Here is a 3,004-nt window from a genome sequence, read left to right on the forward strand (position 1 = left end):
CCGGGGGCCGGGATCCGCCGCGCACGCGGCGGCGGCGTCGAGCGCGCGGGCGGTGGCGCGTCGTTCGGGACCCTCCCTGCGCCGCAGGGCCGGACCGACGGTGATCAGCCAGGCGAAGGCGCCCGCGGCGAGTGCCAGGGCGAGGTGTCCGGGGATCTGCGCGGGCTCCTGCGGGACGAAGAGCGCGGCCGAGGTGACGAAGGTGAAGATGACGTTGCCGGGCGGGCCGATGCGGGTGGCGTCGCAGAAGGTCTTCTGGACGGCCGCGAGCAGGGCCCCCACGGCGATCAGCACGGCGGTCGAGTCGGTGACGGCGGCGGCGGTCAGGGAGACGGCGAGGCCGGCGACCATGCCGAGGACCACCCGCAGGACGGTGTGGGCACGGCGGGCGTAGGGGAGGTTGTGCCCGTAGAGGGCGCAGAGCGACCCGGCCATCGTGTACATCACGAGGTCCAGGCGGTCCGTCGAGTGCAGCAGCAGGTTGGGCACGCCGGAGGCCACGACCACGCTCAGCGCCGGCTTGTACCAGGTCTCGACGGGGCTCTTGAGCCTGAGGGCCCCGGTCACCGGCAGCTTGTGGAGGGATGGCTTCCGGGGTCGTGTCGCTGTGTCACTCACCCCAGTAGATTAACAGGTATTACACCAGTAAACGATACGCCTCGGGAGGGTCCGCGGCGGGTGCGGGCAGGGGCGGGTGCGCGGCGGACGTCCAAGCGCCCTCTCGCGCGGGCGCCCGTTCACACCCCCGAGCACGCACGATGCCCGCACCCCCGCGCCACGGTGCCCGCACCACCGCGCGGGAAGGCACCGCAGGGCGCCGTCACGGCGCGGTTGCGCGCGCCTCCTCGGGTGCTCGCAGGGTCTCGGCGGCCTCCGACACCCTGCGCATCAGTGCCAGGAGCGCTCCCTGCTCCTCGGAGGTGAGCGGCCCCAGGAAGACCTGGTTCATCCGGACCGTGCGCAGGGCGAGCTTCCGGTGGAGACGGGCGCCCTCGTCGGTGAGGTGCAGCAGGGAGCGGCGCCCGTCGTGCGGGTCGCGCGCCTTGTCCAGCAGCTCCCGGCGCAGGAGGCGGGTGACCACCTCGGCCACGGTGGACCGGTCGAGACCGACGCGCTCCCCCACCGTCCGCTGGTCGAGGCCGGGCCCGGCGGCCAGCGCGTTGAGGACGGCGAACTGCGGTGAGGTGATCTCCTCCGAGACCATCGTGTTCCAGAGCAGGTGGTGCGCCTGCTGGAGCCGCCGGGCCAGGTGTCCGGGGTGGGTACTCAGGTCGACCGCCTGCACGGCACCGTCCTCTCCGTGTCCACAGAAGTGCGAGCCGCTCAAGAATACGCAGTGCACTGAGGGCCTTGACCACAAGGTCACAACCTGACTAGTTTCACCGGCACCGACATTTACTCAGTGCACTGAGCATAAGGCGTCGTCCCGCCCGCCCGGGCGTCCAGCGCGTCCGGAACGGGACGCGGCGCGGCGTCCGCGTCGCGACCGTGCCTGACCGGCCGAGCCGCCCTGCCTCTCCTCCGGAGCCGTGACATGACCGCATACCCACTCCCCGACGGGCTGAGCCAGCAGCAGATCGACGTCGAGATGGCCAGGGCCCAGGCCGCCGCGCCGCCCGGCGCACACCACCCGCCGCGCGACTACCCCCCGTACCGCAGCAGCCACTTCCGTCATCCGCACAGGTCGCCGATACCCGCCCGCGACCCGGACGCGGTCGAGCTGTCCGGACCGGCCTTCGGTGCCACCGACGTGTCCGAGCCGGACCGCGACCTCACCGCACAGCACCACGGGGAGCCGCTCGGTGAGCGCATCACCGTCAACGGCCGGGTGCTGGACCGCGCCGGGCGGCCGGTGCGGGGACAGCTGGTCGAGATCTGGCAGGCGAACGCCTCCGGGCGGTACGCCCACCAGCTCGACCGCCACCCGGCCCCGCTCGACCCGAACTTCACCGGCTTCGGACGGTGCCTCACCGACGACGACGGCGGTTACGCCTTCACCACGGTGAAGCCGGGCGCCTACCCCTGGCGCAACCACACCAACGCGTGGCGCCCCGCACACATCCACTTCTCGTTGTTCGGGACGTCGTTCAGCCAGCGGCTCGTCACCCAGATGTACTTCCCCGGCGATCCCCTCCTCCCCCACGACCCGGTGCTCCGCTCCGTCGCGGACCCCGCGGCCCGCGCGCGGCTCGTCTCGGCCTACGACCACGACCTGTCCGTCCCCGAGTGGTCGCTCGGCTACCGCTGGGACATCGTCCTGGACGGGCCGGGCGCCACCTGGACCGAGGAAGGCGACGCCTGATGTCCCTCGCCCCCACCCCCTCCCAGACCGTGGGCCCCTTCTACGGGCACGCCCTGCCCTTTCCCGGGGGCGGTGACGTCGCCCCCGCCGGCCATCCGGGCACGGTCACCGTGCACGGCCACGTGTTCGACGGCCGGGGGGAGCCGGTGCCCGACGCCCTCGTCGAGACGTGGCAACCCGCACCCGGCGGGTCGCGCACCGGACGCCCGGGCTCGCTGCGCCGCGACCCGGCGACGGGGCGGATCGCCGGGCGCGACGGCGTGGCCTTCACCGGGTTCGGGCGGGTGGCGACGGACGCGGACGGGCACTGGGCGGTGCGGACGCTGCCGCCGGGCGGAGTCCCCTACCTGTGCGCCGCCGTCTTCGCCCGCGGCCTGGTCCATCACCTCCGCACCCGCATGTACCTCCCGGACCTGCTCGCCCTCGCCCCCGGGGACCCGCTGCTGGAGTCGCTGGACGCCGGGCGGCGCACCACGCTGGTCGCCGCACGCACGGACCCCCGCACCTACCGCTTCGACATCCGCCTCCAGGGCGACGGCGAGACGGTCTTCCTGGAGTTCAGCTGATGACCGAGAACGACGCCGGCCTCCTCGCCCCCGGGCGGGCCGGCTCCCCCGCCGAGACCGCGACCGGCGACCGCGCCTTCCTCCAGGCCATGCTGGACGCCGAGGCGGCGCTGGCACGGGCCCAGTCGGCCTGCGG

Annotated in this window: 3 protein-coding genes and 2 pseudogenes; 3 read left to right on the forward strand and 2 right to left on the reverse strand. The window is 73.8% G+C overall.

Annotated elements, in window-relative coordinates; all coding sequences use genetic code 11:
• Positions 1 to 618, reverse strand: a pseudogene (locus tag ABZ371_RS31020) (FUSC family protein); the annotation flags it as partial.
• Positions 619 to 820: 202 nt separating this feature from the next.
• Positions 821 to 1,285, reverse strand: coding sequence for a MarR family transcriptional regulator (locus ABZ371_RS31025; RefSeq protein WP_358685933.1), 465 nt, complete (start codon positions 1,283 to 1,285; stop codon positions 821 to 823).
• A 303-nt stretch (positions 1,286 to 1,588) separates the two neighbouring features.
• Between ABZ371_RS31025 and pcaH the strand changes: the two genes are divergently transcribed.
• From pcaH to ABZ371_RS31040, 3 genes and pseudogenes are all read left to right on the forward strand, one after another.
• On the forward strand, positions 1,589 to 2,302 hold the full coding sequence (gene pcaH, locus ABZ371_RS31030; protein WP_358685938.1) for a protocatechuate 3,4-dioxygenase subunit beta: 714 nt from the start codon (positions 1,589 to 1,591) through the stop codon (positions 2,300 to 2,302).
• Entirely contained in the window at positions 2,302 to 2,868 is a 567-nt protein-coding gene (pcaG, locus tag ABZ371_RS31035) for a protocatechuate 3,4-dioxygenase subunit alpha (RefSeq protein ID WP_358685935.1), read from the forward strand. The genes pcaH and pcaG overlap by 1 nt, the downstream gene beginning before the upstream one ends.
• Positions 2,868 to 3,004, forward strand: a pseudogene (locus ABZ371_RS31040) (3-carboxy-cis,cis-muconate cycloisomerase); the annotation flags it as partial. The gene pcaG and the pseudogene ABZ371_RS31040, both read left to right, overlap by 1 nt.

This window comes from Streptomyces sp. NPDC005899, from assembly GCF_040629645.1.
GTDB lineage: Bacteria > Actinomycetota > Actinomycetes > Streptomycetales > Streptomycetaceae > Streptomyces.